The sequence below is a fragment of the Microcoleus sp. Pol12B3 genome, assembly GCF_036701355.1.
In the GTDB taxonomy this organism is placed as follows: domain Bacteria; phylum Cyanobacteriota; class Cyanobacteriia; order Cyanobacteriales; family Microcoleaceae; genus Microcoleus.
In genome coordinates this window covers 1-16,960 of the sequence record NZ_JAUBQS010000036.1, presented here as the reverse complement: position 1 = coordinate 16,960, position 16,960 = coordinate 1, and the positions used below count along the sequence as shown (strand labels likewise).

Genomic DNA, 16,960 nt, shown 5'->3' with positions numbered 1-16,960 from the left:
AGTAAAATTTCAGTGCGTGCCGAATCGCAATATCGTTGAATTGCAGCAAGCTTTCCAAGAAATTATTACCACAAATAGCGAGGAAAGTCAAGCATTAATTTCAGATTTTCCGGCGTTTGTTGCCGAGGTTTTGGGGTGGGAACCCTATGATTTAGTGGCAGAAATTAATCCAGAATTCACGGTGCCACTTCCTGACTACGGCGAGACTTTAAAACCAACTTATACAGTTCTAGATCCAGAAGCAGTTCGCCCCTGTATATTAGTCCAAATTATAGAAAATAATCGCTCTTTTGATGAATTAGATTTAGACTCAGAAAAAGCAGGTCACTGGAACGCTTCGCCACAAGCAAAATTTGAACGCTTATTGCGCGAAACGAGCGTTAACGTGGGGTTATTGTGCAACGGTTCGCTATTGCGCTTGGTTTATGCGCCGCGTGGCGAATCGTCGGGGTATTTGACGTTTCCGGTGGCGGCGATGTGCGAAGTTGCCGGCCGCCCAATTTTAAGTGCGATGGTAATGCTGTTAGGTTCGGATCGCATTTTTGTTGCGCCGCCGGAACGCCGTTTGCCAGCTTTGTTGCAGGAAAGCCGCAAATATCAAAGTGAAGTTTCGACAAAATTAGCCGAACAGGTTTTAGATGCCCTCTGGGAATTGTTGCGGGGATTTCAGACAGCGGATGAGGCGAGTAATGGTAAATTATTGAGTGAAATTGCTCAAACAGAACCGCAGCATATTTATGGGGGATTGATTACAACTTTAATGCGGTTGGTGTTTTTGTTGTACGCCGAAGATGAGGGGTTGATGCCGCAAGATTCGGTGTATGCGCGGAATTATGCGGTAACGGGACTGTATGAACGGTTGCAAATTGATGCGGGAAATTATCCCGATACGATGGATCAGCGGTATGGCGCTTGGGCGTGGTTGTTAAGTTTGTTTGGGTTGGTTTATGAGGGCGGCGGTCATTTACCTCAGTATTTACCAGCCCGTCACGGTCAGTTATTTGACCCGGATGAATACCCGTTTTTACTAGGTAAAAAAGTAGGGCGCGTCGCCGCCGAAAATCTCGGTGAAATGTCAAAAACTGAACAAGCGACGCACCAAACAAACTCAGTAGGGTGTGTCGCCGCCGAAAATCTCGGTGAAATGTCAAAAACTGAACAAGCGACGCACCAAACAACTCAAACAGCGACGCACGAAACAAACTTAGAAACAGCAACGCATCTTACAGAAGTGCCGCGTATTTCCGATGGGGTGATTTTTCGCGTATTAAATCGGTTGTTGATTTTGGACGGAGACAGACTTTCTTACCGTGCTCTCGATGTCGAACAAATTGGTTCGGTTTACGAAGCGGTGATGGGTTACGAAGTCGAACGGGCCCAGAGTTTATCTATAGGAGTGTGGAGTAAACCTAAAAGTTCAAAAGTCTCAGTTACGGTTGTGGTTAGCGTCGAGGAAATTCTCAAAACTAAGGCAAATGACCGCGCTAAATTTTTAAAAGAAGTGGCGGGATGCGAAATTACTGGTAATTCCCTCAAAGAGTTAAAGGAAGGGAAAACCGCTGATGATATAGTCGCGGCGTTAGGCCGGAAAGTATCAGCGCAAACTCGCACTTTAATGCCTGTGGGTTCTCTTTATTTGCAACCAGGCGAAGAACGGCGGCGCAGCGGTTCCCACTATACCCCGCGCGCGATGACGGAACCAATTGTTAAGGAAACTCTCAGACCGATTTTAGCAGCATTGGGAGAAAATGCCACGCCAGAAGAAATTTTAGAGTTAAAAGTTTGCGATTTGGCGATGGGTTCGGGGGCGTTTTTGGTGGAAACTTGCCGCCAGTTAGCAGAAAGGTTAGTGGAAGCTTGGAACAAACACAATTCTTTGCCGGAAATTCCCCTTGATGAATATCCTTTGTTGTATGCGCGGCGGTTGGTAGCGCAACGGTGTTTGTATGGGGTGGATAAAAATCCCTTTGCAACTAATTTGGCGAAGCTGTCGCTATGGTTGGTGACTTTGGCGAAAGAACATTCGTTTACTTTTTTAGATCATGCGTTGAAATGTGGCGATTCTTTGGTGGGGTTGACTCGTGCAGAAATTGGGGAATTTGTTAAAGCAACTGATATTTATAATGCGCCTTTGTTATCGTTGCTGAAAAATCGGGTAGATCAAGCTAAGATTTATCGAAATGAAATTGGTAAGTTAGCTGATGATAAAGATGAGGAAAAACGGGAACGTTTCCAAAAAGCCGAACAGGAATTAGAGGAAGCTAGGTTAACGGGAAATATTGCTGTCGCGGCTTTCTTTTCTGGGGAGAAAGATAAGGAACGCAAGGAAAAAAGAATCGAGTTTTCGCAAAAAATTAATGATTGGCTTTCAGGGGTTGTTAATCTCAAGCAAATAGAAGGTATTGCTGAAAATTTGCAGAGGTTAGAAAAGCCGATTCAGCCGTTTAATTGGGAGATAGAATTTCCCGAGGTGTTTGACAGGAAAAATCCTGGTTTTGATGCGATTATTGGAAATCCGCCTTTTTTGGGAGGAAAAAAAGTCAGTACAAACTTTGGCAATGAATATTTAGAGTGGCTAAAAGTAGCTAACCCTGAATCGCACGGAAATGCTGACATAGTAGCGCAATTTTTTAGACGAGGTTTTACAATTCTGCGAAAAGGCGGTTGTTTGGGTCTAATTGCTACAAATACCATTGCCCAAGGTGACACGCGCAGCACTGGTTTAAGATATATCTGTCAGAATGGTGGCACAATTTACAATGCAACAAAGCGGTTTAAGTGGATTGGTTCGGCCGCAGTTGTAGTCAGTATTGTGAACGTCCAAAAAGTAGATACAGTAAGGTGCGTCGCTACAGATATTCTCGATTCATCTCGAATATCTCCCGCAACGACGCACCCTACGCAACTCGCAGCGACGCACCCTATACTCGACGGGCGACAAGTTCCGCTAATTTCTGCATTTTTGTTTCATGCGGGGGGTAATGAAAATCCTCAAACTTTATTAGCAAATGCTGAGAAAAGTTTTCAAGGTAGCATTGTGCTAGGTATGGGGTTTACATTTGATGATACTAACCCGGAGGCGACACCCATTGCAGAAATGCACCGTTTAATCGAACAAAATCCTAAAAATGCCGAGCGAATTTTTCCTTATATCGGCGGTGAGGAGGTTAATTCTAGTTCAACTCATGCCCATAATCGCTATGTGATTAATTTTGGTGAGATGAGTGAAGCTGAAGCGTGGGAATATCCTGATTTGATGCAAATTGTAGAAGAAAAAGTTAAGCCTCAGCGCGATTCATTAAAACGTGATGTTTATCGGACTCGTTGGTGGCAATTTGCTGAAAAACAACTTGCTCTTTATAAAGCGATCGCCAAGTGTGATCGTGTGTTAGTTACAAATTGCGGTGCCTCCAAATATATCTCATTTAGCTTTCAGCCATCTCAGATGGTTTTTGCTAATACTCTTGATATTTTTGCTTTTGAAACTTATCCAGCATTTTGTACATTGCAATCTCGCATACATGAAATTTGGGCAAGGTTTTTTGGTTCATCCTTAGAAGATCGATTTCGCTACACTCCCTCAGATTGCTTTGAAACCTTCCCCTTCCCCGAAAATTGGGAAACCAACCCCACCCTAGAAGAAATAGGCAAAACCTACTACGAATACCGCGCCGCCTTAATGATACGCAACAACCAGGGACTCACCGAAACCTACAACCGGTTCCACAACCCGGACGATCGCCACCCGGATATAATAAAACTGCGACAATTACATCAAGAATGCGATCAAGCTGTATTAAAAGCCTATGGGTGGACAGACATCGCCACCGACTGCGAATTCATCCTTGACTACGAAGAAGAGGAAGAAAGCGAAGGAATTAGCAAACGCCAGAATAAAAAACCTTGGCGGTATCGATGGCCCGAAGAAATACACGATGAAGTGTTAGCGAGGTTGCTTGACTTGAATCTGAAACGCCATCAAGAGGAAATTCTGGGAGGGAAAGCGGCCGAGGGGAAAGCGAAAGGAGGTAAAAAGACAGCTTCTAAATCTCGCAAAAAAGTTTCAGATAAGCCGCCTAGTATTCCCGGTTTTCCTGATAGTCTGTAGGGTGCGTCAGGGGAAGATTTATCGCTAATAGCAAAGAATTGATGAGTGACGCATCCTACTCACACCATTGCAACTAACTTATCAATAGTCTGAGATGCCCAAGGTTGTACTTCATTTTCTTGCAACACTTCCGCCCCCAACTCCCTGTAAGTTGAGATAGTTGTTTGATACACTTTGTTTAGTTTTTCATAACCCTGCCACTCTTGTTTTGGGGGAAGTGCAACAATTCCTATAGGCAATTTACTGTCAGATTCTTTAACATCTAAAATCATCCAAGAAATAGAATCTTGCAAAATTTCAGGCGGATAAACTTCAAAGGATATCCCATGCGCGACTAAGTAAGGTTGACCGTTAGCAACAACCGCATCAAACGTGTGTTCTTTATGACTTCCTTTTACAGGAAAATTATTTTTTAGCATTTCTTTTAAAGCAGGTTTATCATCATAGGATCTAAGAGTTTTTCTAATTATAGAAGTTATAATTCTCGCAGCATCTTGGCGAGTTCGCTTAGTTTTTGCAGAAACTACATTAACCAGGTAAGTCTGCGCGATATCTTCTAATAAACTCTCGACATCCTCCAGAGAGCCCCGAGGTTCGGTGAATTGAATACTATTCATCCAACCCTGTGCAATCTTTTTTAATCGTTCATGTCTAGGCGTATCATTTGGATGATCTCCCGGGAAAAGCAAACCTTCCCCCGCAGCTTTGTTCATTCGTTTTGCAAAATTTCTGAGAAAATTAATATCTTCGCCACCAAAAGCCTGAACTCGGCCCCAATTATTTACAAATTGTACGCGCACATCATTATCATCAAAAGCAACAACGCCAATATTAATCCGTTCATCAGCGATGGGATTGGGGACGTATTGAACTATACTATATCTGCTTGCCATTGCTTTTGCCTCCCTCTATAAGAAAGTGCTTACAAAAAAGTTAATAATTGTTGTTGCTGTCTAGTTAAGTATTCTACTAGAGTAACACGCTCGTCAAGAGTTAGCCCCCACTTGCTAGGCGGAGTCGCCACTGCTTGAATGATTGTTTTTTCACTGACGCTTGAAAGAGCCCGGAGTGCCGAGCTAATCTCATCTGAGGTAAAGTTGCAATTTTCACGCAAATATGAGTTTAGTTCAGCTTGGGGTGCTTGTATCAGATCACGCTCTGTCCAATTGGGGCCACCGGGAAAGAAATGACCATGATCCACCGAGTAAACTAATCGCGGTGGATTCTTCTGGAAAATAAACTGGATGTCGTTAGCATAGACCCATCCGTACAACACAGCAAGCAAAACAAACCTGGATCTATTTTCAGGTTCGCTAGTTGCAATCACCTCCCAACTATCAAAGCAATTTGGTATAAAGAGAGTAGCGTGTGCTGTGCCTGAAGGAATATGAGAGAGACGAGGTTCAGTCGCAATAAGTTTAGCCGACACTTCAACAATCTTAGGTTCGCCAACGGGTGCGCCTATTGCAAAGCCAAGCCTTGCAGTAATCTGGTCATTTACAATTTGTCGCCCTGCTTGTTGACCTTTAACCACATACTCTCTACCATCCTGACACTTGAGCAAAACTGGTTCTGCTTTCGTTTTCCACCCTTTGCGGAAAGTTGTTGCCATGATGGGTATTTCAGGTTGTGAAAGCGCATCGTTTAGCTTGTGCTTCCAGTGTTCCCTCGCGTTTTCTGTATTTTCGCTTTTGCCCACAAAAACAAGTATAAAATTTAGGTATATCCTCCCAAATTATCCTATTGCTATCTGCTTTGTCAATTTATTTAACGAAAAAACTTGACGTAATACCCAGAGTTTAAGATAATAAAGAGGAACCTGCGTTATACAAACGATTGGCAAGGAAAGTGAGACTTTATAAATCCCCAGATTTTCGAGATGCTATCTGGGAGGGGGCTGAGAACATTTTGCCAATCTCGGTAAATTAATTAAACTTCGATGAGGTATTACATAATGTTTGATGCTTTTAAATGGTGGCTATCATCTTTAACGCCGACTCAGCTCCAACTATACACAGTGGTTATTACTACTTTAGTTTTCGTTATTACTTTAAGTAGATTTATTTATGATGTAAATAAAGATTGGACAAAAATAACTATCAAAATCAAGCGTGATAGTGATAGTTTGCTAGCGATACAAAAGCCTGTGAGAAATTATTTATTAATTCAAGTTATTAATAAAGGCTCTAACCCTGTAATAATCAATGAAATAGGAATTGTTGTTCACAAGAGAAAGTATATTAATTTTGTAGATATGCAGGAAGCATTTTCTCTATTAAAAGACTACGAGAATGAAATAATGGGAAGTCTTGAATGGGTAGCCATTCCCGGTACAGTAAACCCACGAGCTATAGGGATAGCTCAAATTTTATTTTCTAACTTAGAACAATAGTCCGGACACTTTTTATATGGCCCAATGGCTTATCCTCTAAGACTTTGAGCCACTGTGGATAATTAAATCAATGTCAGCTCCACCCCTGACTTACATTTAATTAGACTTTTTTATGATCCTTGCCCTGTAAAGCTTGTAGTCTCGTTCCAAAAACTGTCCGGAGTATTGTTAGAAGAAGCTTATAAAAATATAAAAAAAGAAAAACAACTGTCGCTTGAAGAGCCAGGATACCTGCGAACACTTAATCTTGTCACTGCTTATGAAGAATTGATGAAGTCGTATAACACTAGCACTCAAGTGCTGACGGTCAAACCTTATACAGTGACTACTACAGGTCAGCGTTTTATTGGAAAAAAAACAAAGATTCAATTAGGAAACCTTCATACAGCCGTGCAAGCTACGACTCAAAAAAAAAGATTCCTTTGATACAAGTAAGGAATCATTTAGGGATTAAAGTTTGGACTAATTATTAAACAATTTAATTAAAGGTAAAGACATATTAATGAATATCAATGCAACCCCGACAACCCCCGCCCAAGTCCGCCAACACCTAATCGACGCCTTACAACTCGACCTGATCGGCCCCATCCCCGACGACGAAGCCCACGCCACAGAAATCATCAACCAACCCCCTTCCCGCTGGTATCTCAGCGGTTTTCTCGTACCCTACGGGGCCGGTCTCGAACAGCGTAGCGACGACACCAGCAACGACGAACTCGACGAACACAGGGGCGTCAGTCCCGGCGACGACGAAAACCCCCCGGAAAAATCCTCCGCCCGCAGAGCATTTTTTCCCTCTTCAATGGGGCTGAGTTTCCTGGTTCCCAAAGAAGCAACTCACTTCCGGGCGATCGCATCTTGGGGCGACTACTCGCCCATTCCCACAGAAGAGGAAAAAGCAGAAACCAAACTGCAAAGTCTCGTCTCCGGTGATTGGCTGCGGAAACCTCAACAGGTAGAACTAGATGTTCCCATCAAAAGCAGCACCGCGCCCTACACTTTGGACATTCCCGACAGCGGCGGCTTAAAACTCGTCATTTCCGTTCGCCCCGTGTTGTCTCAGATTAAGTTACCCCCCGGTACCCGTTCCGTCTCCGCTTTCCTTGTCAACTACCGCACCCCCACCACCGACGACTCCTTGCGAGATACCACTTACATCTTCCAAGCAACTTTAACTATTCACACCCCCTACCCCCTCGTCCCCCGCCCGAATTTGCGGGGACAAACCGATGATGATTGGGATGAAAAGGTGGCCGACTTGCAGTATCGGGAAGACTGCGAATTTGCTGTTGGCCACAACATTTCGGCGATCGCCCTCGTCCACTCGGACTCGATTTGCAAGGAAATTCGCACCGCCTGGATACCCACCGCTGACGTAGAAAAAGTCATCGCGGCCGTTGTACCCGGAACTGAACTGGAAATGGAAGCGATCGCGGAGGCACCCAGTCCCGCAGCTTTGCGGTCAATGTTAGAGCCAATGGTAACAGCTTACGGCGATTGGATTGCAGACCAGCGGCACAAATTCCCCCTCGATCTCAACCGAGCTCAAATTGCCCAAAAGTTGCTCAACCGCGCCCAAGTCGCGCGCGATCGCATCGCTGCGGGCCTCGACGCTATGAATGACCCCGAAGTGTTCGAGGCCTTTAGAATTGCCAATTTCGCGATCGCCAGATCCATCCGTCAACGGGCCACCCATGACAGTGAGAAAACGCCCGCAGAAATCCACGCCCCCAAATGGCGGCCGTTTCAGCTAGCCTTCCTGCTGATGAACTTAACTGGAATTGCCGATCCAGAAATGGGCGATCGGGAAATCGTAGATTTGCTCTTTTTCCCCACCGGCGGCGGCAAAACCGAAGCATATTTAGGGTTAGCCGCATTTACTTTAGTTCTGCGACGGTTACGAAATCCAGGGCTTAGCGGGGCCGGGGTTAGTGTCTTAATGCGCTACACTTTACGCCTGTTAACCTTAGACCAACTGAGTCGGGCCGCCACTCTGATCTGCGCTTTAGAATTAGAACGGCAAAACGATGTTCAAAAACTAGGCACTTGGCCTTTTGAAATCGGGTTGTGGGTCGGACAAGCAGCCACGCCAAACCGCATGGGACGCAAAGGGGATAACAACCCAGAAAGCGCCCGTGCCCGCACCATTGCCTATCAAAACGACGATCGTAATAAACCCTCACCCATTCCCTTAGAAAACTGCCCTTGGTGCGGTGAAAAATTTACCCGCAACTCCTTTACATTATTCCCCAACGCAGAAAATCCCACGGATTTAAGAATTCTCTGCACCAACCGTAAACGCCTTGCCAATAACCAACCGCAATGTACTTTTAAAGGAAATAATCCCTTGCCCATTGTTGCGGTTGATGACCCCATCTATCGCCGCGTCCCCTGCTTTATCATCGCCACAGTCGATAAATTTGCCAACCTACCTTGGGTCGGAGAAACTGGGGCTTTATTCGGAAAAGTCGATCGCTATGATGACAACGGATTTTACGGCCCGGCTACTATTGGCATCGGTCGGACACTAGAAAAACCTCTCCTACCACCAGATTTAATTATACAAGATGAATTGCACCTAATTTCCGGGCCTTTAGGCACGATGGTCGGACTTTATGAAACGGCTATTGACGCCTTATCAGCTTTTGACAAAAATGGCAAAAAAATCTATCCTAAAATAGTTGCTTCAACTGCAACCGTGCGGCGAGCAACAAAACAAATTCGCGCCTTATTTGGTCGCACCGAAGTCGATGTTTTTCCGCCTCCTGGCCCAGACCGCCGCGATTCATTCTTTGCCAAAACAGTCCCCGCCACAGAACAAAACCCCCGCACTTATATCGGCATTGCCGCTCAAGGTCGCAGCTTAAAAGTCATCTTGCTGCGGACTTATTTAGCTGTATTAGGGGCGGCTCAAAAACATTGGGATGCCAACGGCGGCGCGAGGAATAAAAATAATCCTGCTGACTCTTACATGACCTTATTGGGTTATTTTAACTCCCTGCGAGAACTGGGGGGAAGTCGGCGCATCGTTGAAGATGAAGTCAAATCTAGATTGTTAGGGTATAGCCAGAGAAAACGGGAAAATGAGCAGTCAGGATGTTTCGCTAACCGCCAAATTAACGATGAACCTTTAGAATTAACTTCTCGCGTTAGCACTAGCCAAGTTTCGGAAGCAAAGCGCTGTTTAGCCTTAGCTTTTTCAGACGCACACCGGGTGGACGCTGCACTAGCAACTAATATGATTTCTGTGGGTTTAGATATCACTCGCCTCGGATTAATGGTCGTATTAGGACAGCCAAAAACAGCGGCCGAGTACATTCAAGCAACCTCGCGAGTAGGGCGAGACGAACAGCGACCGGGATTAGTGGTAACATTATTAAATGTACACAGACCGCGAGATCGCTCTCACTACGAACGTTTCGGCGCGTGGCACAACACTTTTTACCGGGCAGTCGAAGCAACCAGCGTCACGCCTTTTTCTCCCCGTGCCATTGACCGGGGGATTGCTGCTATTACCGTTGCTTTAGCGCGTCTAGGTAATCCAGAAATGACCGCACCTTTAAATGCAATTAAAATTACAGAACAGCGCTCTAACTTAGATTTTGTTGCTGATATCATTGCCCAGCGTTCTGAAATCCACGACCAAGACCGAGACGGCGAAGAAACAGAAGAGTTGCGTCTGAAACTAAAAGAGCGAGTCAAAGATTTGCTGGACACTTGGCAACAGATTGCTGCGGGAAAAGACAGTTTGCAATATCAGCAAGAAGTAGGACGTGCATCCCCTTTATTATTTGACCCCCTTGACCCCGACTTGCAGAGGCAACCGCAACCGGCTAAAAAATTTAAAGCGCAGCGCAGTTTGAGAGATGTGGAACCTGTTGTCAATTTGTGGGTGAAAAATCCAGATGGGTTCGAGATTGATGAGGATTAATTCGCGCACGGTGCGTCAGATTGAGCATCAAGATTAACTCACTTAGGGTGCGTCAGAAAAAAAATATTTGCCGAGCCGAAGATTTATCACTGACGCACCCTACTAACTGCAAGCAAATTTCCTGCTGACGCACCCTACTAACTACAAACTACAAACTAACTAAAATCAATATGAAAATCCCATCAGGACAAATTCGCCAAAGTCAAATTTTAACCACCTTCGGGCCGGGGGCAATGGTCGATTTGCCCAACTATTCGATTATTATCGGCGGGTTAAACCACTGGCGGGGCGAGCGCTCGCGCATCCACGAAGAGCGCCTGGAAGAGCGAGTTGCCGAAATTCTCGGCCTGGGCCGCGTTTCCCTGTACGCTCCCCCTGTAGATGAACAAAACCCCAGCGGTCCTCGCACAGGCATCACCGCCTTCACATTTCCCACTTGGTTTGTAGCGCAAGATGATAGCACTTGGAAAGCTTCCAACGGCAAAGAATACCGCACCAGACCTTTAATTCGTTGGGGGAGTTTAGTTAAGGGAAAATATCTGAATGCTGAGAGGAAGAAAAGGCCTGTTGTTCCGGTGCGCTTCGTGCAAGCTTGCGCCAACGGACATATCAGCGATATCAATTGGTATGCTTTCGCCCACAATAATTTGGACGCTCCATGCCGAGGACAATTGTGGCTTGATGAAAGCGGTTCTGGCAATGATTTTGCTGAAATCTTCGTCCGCTGCGAAGCTTGCAAAGCCCGTCGCCCCCTTTCTGATGCTACTGTCCCGTATTCTAAAGTGCTCGGCAGGTGCTTGGGAGAGCGCCCTTGGCTCGGCCCTGTTGCAAAAGAACCCTGCCTTTCTAGAGAGGGCGATCGCCCGTTGTATAATCGACTGTTAGTGCGATCGGCGAGTAATGCTTATTTTGCTCAAGTGCTTAGCGTGATTTCTCTGCCGGACACCGACGCAAAACTCAGGGAAGCTGTCAATCAAGTTTATGAAGATTTCCTGCAATATGCTGAAGATTTAAATGATATCAGAAAAGAGCGAAAAAAACAAAAAGTTCTTAATGCTTTAGAAGGTTTAAGCAACGAAGCGGTTTGGGAAGAAATACAGCGAAGAAAGGCAGGATTTTCTAATACAAAAAAGAGCATTAAGCAAGTGGAAATTGAAACTTTACTTGCTAGTCCTGATGAAGTTGGGGAAGATGTGTCCGAAGGAGATTTTTACGCCCGCGCTCGCAAGTTAGAGGGGCTAAATCCTCTCGCAACAGCTCGCATTGAACGCATTATTCTAGTGCATCGGCTCCGAGAAGTCGTGGCGCAAGTCGGATTTACTCGTTTTGAAGCAGCTATGCCGGATATTGAGGGTGAATTAGATATTAACGTGCGACGAGCAGCTCTTGACATCGATCCGACGTGGGTACCGGCGATTGAAAATAGGGGTGAAGGAGTATTTATCGCCTTTAAAAAAGAGGCAATTGACCAATGGCTGAAGCAAAAAGCTGTTCGAGAAAGAGGAGAAGAGTTGCATAGGGGTTTCCAGAAATGGTGTAACACTAGAGGGATTCCGCAGGACAAAGCCAAGTTTCCGGGATTGCCTTATATTATGTTGCACTCCCTCTCTCACTTATTAATTACTGCTGTTTCTCTGGAATGTGGCTACGCGGCTAGTGCCATCCGGGAACGCATTTATGCTGGAGATTCAGGCTACGGTATTTTGCTCTATACTGGCACCTCTGGTAATGATGGAACTTTGGGGGGACTGGTGCAAATTGGCAAGCGCATTGAATTACTGTTAATCAGCGCATTGGAGTTAGGAAGGCTTTGCTCTAACGACCCAGTGTGTGCTCAACACGAACCGGAAAGTGATGCCGAAGACCGTTTCTTACATGGGGCTGCTTGTCATGGGTGTTTGCTGATTGCTGAGACTTCTTGCGAAAGGCGCAACGATTTTCTTGATCGGGCTTTGGTCGTAAACACAGTTAATAGTAACAGTGCTGCGTTTTTCCCCGATGAATTGTGATCTATCTCTAAGGAATACAGGCAACGGAAATTTCCCCCGTGGGGAATTCCGTTTAATATTACCGAAGTTTATAGATATTCCGAAACCGACAGCATTCAGCATCAAACAGCAGCTTAACCGTTCCCGTTCCGCTATTGCGCCCTTTCAATCCAATAATTTCAGCGATTCCCAGATCGGGAAAATCAGGATTGTAATAATCGTCCCTGTAAACTCCAAGCACAACATCCGCATCCTGTTCAATCCCACCAGAGCCACGCAAATCCGATAAACTTGGACGCTTGTTTGCGCGAGTCTCTACCCCCCGATTGAGCTGGGAAAGCAGCACAACCGGCGCGTCAACCTCGCGAGCCAAAATCTTCATCTGCCGCGTAATTTCGCTGATTTTATTGACAAAATTTTCATCGGCTGAATTCACCATCAATTGCAGGTAATCAACAATTACCAAACCCAATGGGCCGCCAGCACAAAGAACAAGAGCGTGCTGGCAGGCGCTCGCAAGCAATCAAAACAGGAATGGAGCGTACTAAAAACTGGAATCAGCACGTTGAGCGACCTTCTGTTAGTGAGTCGGCAGAAGAGTTTTTAGCAAATCCTTCCTCTCAAAAAGTCATTGAGGCTTTGGAGTGGAGCAAGGACTGTCATTAACAAAAGCGTCTGAAAAGGCACGGATTGTGGTTAATGCAGTACGTAAAGTTCAAAAGTAATTGGTTCAAACAAACGTACATATCACACACATAGGCAGCCAGAAAACACATCGGAGCATTAAAATTCAAGTTAGCGTTGGAGTCGAGGCTAGTCAAAGGTTATAGGATTGAAGTCCAAAAATGAAGCTAACAAAAAAGCCCCAAGCATCACTTGGGGCTAAGAGATTAGTCTTCTTCGTCATCCTCCTCATCAAGATCAATCATCCCTTCAACCAGTTTGCTTCGGTCAAAGCTCCTGAGTTCTTTCTCAACAATGCGCTGGTTAAAATCGAGAGCTGGTTGCATGATTTTAATCTTTTCGCGTAAGTCGTAGTGTTTCCTTTTAGTTTCAAGGCTGTGTCCCATTGCTAAAACTGAAGCTTGTTTTTCGGCGTCTGATAGACCAATTTCTTGACTGTAGGTTTCAAACGAGTGACGCAACTTGTGAGGAGACATAGCAATTTCGGCAAAGCGCCAAAAAACTTGTTTAACTTTTTTTCCAAAACTTGATGAATTCAGAAGTTTTCCATTTTTGTACTGGAGAAAAAGAAAATTATGTTTCTGCTCTTTAACCAAAATCTTACGCCACTTATTAATCCACATTTCAAGGTAGTGATAAAATCGGGTGCCATCGAGGAAAGTGAAATTGTTGAGAGGAATTCCCACTTCTCCGTAGGTTTTCATGGTTTTGTAGTCTTCAGGCCACAGATAATACTGAGCCTCACTAGGGTTTTTGGATTGGGACAGGGACGGCGAACTAATTTTTTGTGGGGATATATTAGCGATCCCTCTTTACGCCTAGAGATTGCTGCCTGTATTAATAAGGTGATGAATTATAACCGCCATTAATAGGTGGAAGTCGAGCGACTACTGTAAACCGAGTCAGGCGGTAAATTTTTATCCGACTGTCAAGCTCGCTCGGGCAATAACAGTTTAGCCGATTGCAAAGCGCGGGCCCGACAATAATATTTCACCCGACTGTCAAGGCTGGCATAACGGCTGCTGTGTTGCCAATTTTATCACACTTGCTTAACTTGATTTTTAATTCAACTTCCCATACTGTAACTTGATTATTAAATCAATCCACTTTTTGTTAAAAACGCTAAAAAATTAGCTAATTGTTGCGTCAGCTAAAATCAGGCATTTGCAGTATAAAGTCAGGCAAGTGCAGTATAAAGTCAGGAGTTTGCAGGTATTTGCAGGAACTGCACTTTACCTGTATTTACCGGAAAATATCCTGCAAATGCCTGACTTTTTCGGTCAAATTACTGCTTTTTTGTGCAGAGACTGCCTTTGCTTGTTGAGGCTGGTTTTGGCTGTTCTCTCTCGGTAGCAAGCAATGGTTTTGCGATCGCAAACCCTGACTAATCTATGCAGACAAAAAATAATGCACCCTGATGAATGGGGAATCCTAGGTGTTAAGTAGCTTGATTTTTACCCGATATTCGACTGTGCCGATTGCTCACATTGCTCCTGTTGTTGTGGCGGCTTTTGTGGCAGCACTGGCATCAATTGCCGCAATTTTTCCATCGCGCCTGGGTAGCGATCGCTCAAAAGCTCGCTCTCTTGTAAACTAAATTTTATGCAAGATAGGAAGCTAGGGAAAAAAGTTAGGAGCAGTGGTAGCAATAGCAATGTTGGGAGATATATTTATACCGATAGCGGTAAAGGAAAGTTCCGGCTAAGCTTTCTGAAACTTATAGTGCGATCGCTCCTACCTACAACGGCTTCAAGCGGCCGGGGCGAGCGCTGTATTGGCCACATGGCGATTGCCCTTCAACGAGCGCCGAGCAGTAAATTAAAGTCGCCACACCTTGGTTATTCGCTATTCGCGAATATAGAATAAAGGAAACAATGCGCTCGCTCATCCGCTATGCTAAAACCCCAAGATATCCTTGCAATACTCAAAGTCCACAGTTGGGATTCAACGAACTGGACGTACAGTTCTCTCGCTCAAAGCTTGGGCATGAGCGCATCAGAAGTTCATGCTGCCCTTGAGCGTTCTGAAGCTGCGGGTCTGTATTATGGCTCCGAGCGGAAAATTTTGAAGCAAGCGGTGTTGGAATTCTTGGTTCACGGGTTGCGCTATGTATTCTACGCCCAGCCAGGCCCCCTCTCGCGGGGATTGCCAACTGCACATTCTGCTGAGCCGTTGAAAAGCAAGCTGGTTGCCTCACCGTCTGAGGTTTACGTCTGGCCTGACCCTCAAGGTGTCGTGAGAGGGCAGGCAATCGCGCCTCTGTACCGCTCAGTCCCCCAAGCTGCCAGTAACGCGATCCAGAACTCTACGCCTTGCTCAGCTTGATTGACGCTATTCGAGTTGGTCGGGTGCGGGAGCAACGTTTGGCAGTCGGCGAACTTGAAAAAAGGATCGTCGCTGCTCTATGAACCCGCAGATACTCATGCTGGAAATAGTTGCCAGGGTTCTCTCTCAAGTACGCACTACCATGTAAGCCTTACACTCGCAAACAGCCTCAACGGAACGCAAAAACCAGATAGTCCAGCCTCAACTTTATTGCTGGCATAGTGGGTACTACGCTACAAAATCGCTTCATAAATTTTAGCTACCTGCCAATTTTCTCACACTTGCTCAACTTGATTTTTAATTCAATTCCGATGCCGGAACTTGACTATTAAGTCAATCCACTTGTTGTTAAAAACGCTAAAAAATTAGCTAATTGTTGCGTCAGCTAAAGTCAGGGATTTGCAGTATAAAGTCAGGGATTTGCAGTATAAAGTCAGGCGGAAAGCAGGTATTTGCAGGGGGTACACTTTACCTGCATTTACCTGAAAATATCCTGCAAATGCCTGAATTTTTCGGTTAAATTGCTGCTTTTTTGTGCAAGGACTGGCTTGACCTGTTGAGGCTGATTATAGTTGTTCTCTCTCGGTAGCAAGCAATGTTTTTGTGATCACAAACCGCACTTTTACGTGCAGGAAGAGAAATAATGCACCCTCCTTTTACGGAAGCCTAACCGTAAGGTCGGGTTTAATACTTTCTTTAGCTTTAATGACAATTGTAACTATTTGTACTACGATTTAAGCTGAATATTCTATAGCTCTAAGAAATTAGAGGGAGAAAATGCTTCAAAAGCAATTCAACAAGCTCATCACTTATTCAAGTGCGATCGCACCTAAATCCACTATTCTATACAAATAAAGAAAATTATAGTCAGTCTCTACCTTAATAAACTGTCTAAACAGCCCTCTCCAATTGGGGGGGATAAAATCACCTGAATAGCGCTTGTCGATTACAGTTGTTAACTTGTATCTTGGGAAAAGGTTTTTACTGATTAAAAACTATGAAGACTTTACCGGAAGCCAAACCTAGAGAGCTGCTATCCAACCATATTCACATTCGCCTCACTGACTCTGACTACAATCAAATTAAAGCAAGAGCAGAGCAAGTCAATTTGAGCATGAGCGACTTCATGCGCCGCGCCGCATTGAGCAGAACCATGCCGCGCCCTCTAGCTGCATTTGACTTGAAAGCCTATCAAGTTTTATGCAAGATTGATGCCCAATTGAGAATTGCAGGAAACAACCTCAATCAAATTGCTAAAGCTTGCAATAGTGCTGTGGTATTGGGAGAACCCGTTATTGTCAATAGAGGACTCTTAGAAAGCGTACAGCACCTCATTCAACAAAACCAAACTGCTATTAAAACAATAGTTGCAAACCTTACCAATTCTACAGTCCGCTAATTTTTAACAAGCCTGAGAAATTGATGTAATAAACCTACTGCGAAACGGTTATGATTGGCAAACAAATCAAAGGTACAGGCTTTCGGGGCTGTTTGAACTACGTGCTAGGTAAAAAAGACGCCACTCTAATTGG

Annotated in this window: 13 protein-coding genes; 9 read left to right on the top strand and 4 right to left on the bottom strand. The window is 44.9% G+C overall.

Annotation, left to right across the window (positions count from 1 at the left end):
• The first annotated feature begins 16 nt into the window (after nucleotides 1-16).
• Complete coding sequence (locus QUA53_RS18490; RefSeq protein ID WP_333249002.1) at nucleotides 17-4,108, top strand: Eco57I restriction-modification methylase domain-containing protein; 4,092 nt, start codon at nucleotides 17-19, stop codon at nucleotides 4,106-4,108.
• Between the two features lie 59 nt (nucleotides 4,109-4,167).
• Here QUA53_RS18490 and QUA53_RS18485 read toward each other — a convergent pair whose 3' ends face one another.
• Together QUA53_RS18485 and QUA53_RS18480 are read right to left on the bottom strand one after the other, a co-directional pair.
• Nucleotides 4,168-5,001 carry a DUF3037 domain-containing protein gene (locus QUA53_RS18485; protein ID WP_333099058.1) on the bottom strand — a complete coding sequence of 278 codons (834 nt, stop codon included), beginning with the start codon at nucleotides 4,999-5,001 and terminating at the stop codon, nucleotides 4,168-4,170.
• 29 nt (nucleotides 5,002-5,030) lie between these two features.
• Nucleotides 5,031-5,720, bottom strand: a complete 690-nt coding sequence (locus QUA53_RS18480) for a HipA family kinase (protein WP_333249000.1) — start codon at nucleotides 5,718-5,720, stop codon at nucleotides 5,031-5,033.
• A 342-nt stretch (nucleotides 5,721-6,062) separates the two neighbouring features.
• Here QUA53_RS18480 and QUA53_RS18475 point away from each other — a divergent pair, with 342 nt between their 5' ends.
• The 4 genes from QUA53_RS18475 (at nucleotide 6,063) to QUA53_RS18460 (ending at nucleotide 12,440) form a co-directional block, all read left to right on the top strand.
• Nucleotides 6,063-6,500: a hypothetical protein gene (locus QUA53_RS18475; RefSeq protein ID WP_333099055.1), complete on the top strand. Its 438-nt coding sequence runs from the start codon at nucleotides 6,063-6,065 to the stop codon at nucleotides 6,498-6,500.
• A 165-nt stretch (nucleotides 6,501-6,665) separates the two neighbouring features.
• Nucleotides 6,666-6,926, top strand: a complete 261-nt coding sequence (locus QUA53_RS18470; RefSeq protein ID WP_333099053.1) for a hypothetical protein — start codon at nucleotides 6,666-6,668, stop codon at nucleotides 6,924-6,926.
• Between the two features lie 76 nt (nucleotides 6,927-7,002).
• A complete protein-coding gene (drmA, locus tag QUA53_RS18465; RefSeq protein WP_333099052.1) occupies nucleotides 7,003-10,431 on the top strand; it encodes a DISARM system helicase DrmA in 3,429 nt (1,142 codons plus the stop codon).
• 170 nt (nucleotides 10,432-10,601) lie between these two features.
• Nucleotides 10,602-12,440, top strand: a complete 1,839-nt coding sequence (locus QUA53_RS18460; protein WP_333099049.1) for a DUF1998 domain-containing protein — start codon at nucleotides 10,602-10,604, stop codon at nucleotides 12,438-12,440.
• A gap of 58 nt (nucleotides 12,441-12,498) precedes the next feature.
• Here the strand turns inward: QUA53_RS18460 and QUA53_RS18455 are convergent, their stop codons facing one another.
• A complete protein-coding gene (locus QUA53_RS18455; RefSeq protein WP_333099047.1) occupies nucleotides 12,499-12,885 on the bottom strand; it encodes a DnaB-like helicase C-terminal domain-containing protein in 387 nt (128 codons plus the stop codon).
• Between the two features lie 5 nt (nucleotides 12,886-12,890).
• Here QUA53_RS18455 and QUA53_RS18450 point away from each other — a divergent pair, with 5 nt between their 5' ends.
• Entirely contained in the window at nucleotides 12,891-13,085 is a 195-nt protein-coding gene (locus tag QUA53_RS18450) for a hypothetical protein (RefSeq protein ID WP_333099046.1), read from the top strand.
• 224 nt (nucleotides 13,086-13,309) lie between these two features.
• Here the strand turns inward: QUA53_RS18450 and QUA53_RS18445 are convergent, their stop codons facing one another.
• Nucleotides 13,310-13,807, bottom strand: a complete 498-nt coding sequence (locus tag QUA53_RS18445; protein WP_333099045.1) for a hypothetical protein — start codon at nucleotides 13,805-13,807, stop codon at nucleotides 13,310-13,312.
• Between the two features lie 731 nt (nucleotides 13,808-14,538).
• On the opposite strand from QUA53_RS18445, the gene QUA53_RS18440 reads away from it, so the two are divergent.
• The 3 genes from QUA53_RS18440 (at nucleotide 14,539) to QUA53_RS18430 (ending at nucleotide 16,827) form a co-directional block, all read left to right on the top strand.
• Entirely contained in the window at nucleotides 14,539-14,700 is a 162-nt protein-coding gene (locus tag QUA53_RS18440) for a hypothetical protein (RefSeq protein ID WP_333099039.1), read from the top strand.
• A gap of 296 nt (nucleotides 14,701-14,996) precedes the next feature.
• A complete protein-coding gene (locus QUA53_RS18435) occupies nucleotides 14,997-15,428 on the top strand; it encodes a hypothetical protein (protein WP_333099038.1) in 432 nt (143 codons plus the stop codon).
• A 997-nt stretch (nucleotides 15,429-16,425) separates the two neighbouring features.
• Nucleotides 16,426-16,827, top strand: coding sequence for a plasmid mobilization protein (locus QUA53_RS18430; RefSeq protein ID WP_333099036.1), 402 nt, complete (start codon nucleotides 16,426-16,428; stop codon nucleotides 16,825-16,827).
• Nucleotides 16,828-16,960: the final 133 nt, after the last annotated feature.

Bases quoted from the DNA above. Each gene is read 5' to 3' on its own strand.
- QUA53_RS18460 (WP_333099049.1), top strand. From the start codon at position 10,602: ATGAAAATCCCATCAGGACAAATTCGCCAAAGTCAAATTTTAACCACC.
- QUA53_RS18450 (WP_333099046.1), top strand. From the start codon at position 12,891: ATGGGCCGCCAGCACAAAGAACAAGAGCGTGCTGGCAGGCGCTCGCAA.
- QUA53_RS18480 (WP_333249000.1), bottom strand. From the start codon at position 5,720: ATGGCAACAACTTTCCGCAAAGGGTGGAAAACGAAAGCAGAACCAGTT.
- QUA53_RS18445 (WP_333099045.1), bottom strand. From the start codon at position 13,807: ATGAAAACCTACGGAGAAGTGGGAATTCCTCTCAACAATTTCACTTTC.
- QUA53_RS18430 (WP_333099036.1), top strand. From the start codon at position 16,426: ATGAAGACTTTACCGGAAGCCAAACCTAGAGAGCTGCTATCCAACCAT.
- drmA (WP_333099052.1), top strand. From the start codon at position 7,003: ATGAATATCAATGCAACCCCGACAACCCCCGCCCAAGTCCGCCAACAC.
- QUA53_RS18485 (WP_333099058.1), bottom strand. From the start codon at position 5,001: ATGGCAAGCAGATATAGTATAGTTCAATACGTCCCCAATCCCATCGCT.
- QUA53_RS18435 (WP_333099038.1), top strand. From the start codon at position 14,997: ATGCTAAAACCCCAAGATATCCTTGCAATACTCAAAGTCCACAGTTGG.
- QUA53_RS18475 (WP_333099055.1), top strand. From the start codon at position 6,063: ATGTTTGATGCTTTTAAATGGTGGCTATCATCTTTAACGCCGACTCAG.